This window comes from Dolichospermum sp. LEGE 00246 (genome assembly GCF_015207865.1).
Taxonomy (GTDB): Bacteria; Cyanobacteriota; Cyanobacteriia; order Cyanobacteriales; family Nostocaceae; genus Dolichospermum; species Dolichospermum heterosporum.
On the sequence record NZ_JADEWA010000749.1, the window covers coordinates 1 to 1,273 of the forward strand.

A 1,273-nucleotide genomic window follows, 5' to 3' on the forward strand; every position below is an offset into this window, starting at 1 on the left:
ACAGGGGTAGGGGAGGGAAGAACAGAAGTTTTTTCCGATCATTACCCGTCAAAATAAATTTGACGAACTACTAGCTTGATCAATAACTTGCTCAACTTTACTAAAGAATGACTGTTCTGAGAAATTGCTAACGGCATGATTACGGATAGTTTCGTAATCCCAAGATATTCCTCCAGCTTCTAGTAAAGCTGCTTGTAAAGAGCATGGCGCTTGTCTTTTGAAAAACACACCTGTTTTACCTGGTATTTGAGTGTCTAAGACTCCTCCGGCTCCATAAGCAATGACTGGTGTACCACTGGCGTTTGCCTCGACTGGAACTAATCCATAATCTTCTAAAGCCGCAACAATAACTGATTTGGCTTTGGAAAATAAGTCTTTACGTTCTCTATCACTGACATGACCTAGAAACTGGATGTTGGGTAATGCCTGGGCTTTTAATCTTTCTTGTTCTGGTCCATCACCTGATATTAATAAGTTCCAGCCTAACCAATTAAAAGCTTCGACTATTATATCAAGACGTTTATAACTTATCATCCGCGCCGATGCCAAGTAGTATTCTTCTTTCGTATCGGAAAAAACAAAGTTGCTAGTATCAATTGGATAGTTGATGGCGATCGCTTGTTTGTGATAAATTTTTTGAATTCGTTGGGCAACAATGGTAGAGTTAGCGATGTAGAGATCGGGTTCTTGAGCATATTTCAGGTCTACATCTCTCATCATTTGAAAGATTTTTTCGATGAGAGGAGCAAAGTATCTATAGTCTCCGTATTCCCGTAAGTATGTTTCTGTGTCCCATAAAAAGCGGGTAACATTATGACAAAAACAAATATGTTTTGCTTGGGGATTTTTCCGTACTGCTTTGGCAAAACTGGTGCTACTGCTGATAATTAGGTCATAATCTTGAAGATCCAAGGAACGAAATGCGGGAAAATATAAGGGGGCTAACATCCGAAAATATTTGGTTGCACCAGGAATTTTTTGTAAAAATGTGGTATTGATGATTCTCTCACCTAAATCAATACTTTTTTGTGGGTCGTATAATGAGGTGAAAATGTCAGCGTCGGGATACCGTTTACACAATAATTCAAATACGCGCTCTGCTCCACCGCGTTGGGTTAAGTAATCATGGACAAGAGCTATTTTCATCTTTTTCTTGATAATTTGGTAAGTGATGATTGGTTTTAATATTTATTCTCTAGTAATTGAAATTTTAATGTTGCATTACTAGGTTGTATCAGTTGTTTTGTATCAATTATTTTATGTTGTTTAATAA

At 37.5% G+C, this 1,273-nt stretch carries 1 protein-coding gene; it reads right to left on the bottom strand.

The features are described 5' to 3' along the window. Window positions 1-48: 48 nt before the first annotated feature. Entirely contained in the window at window positions 49-1,146 is a 1,098-nt protein-coding gene (locus IQ228_RS26110) for a glycosyltransferase (protein ID WP_027403018.1), read from the bottom strand. Window positions 1,147-1,273 lie beyond the last annotated feature (127 nt).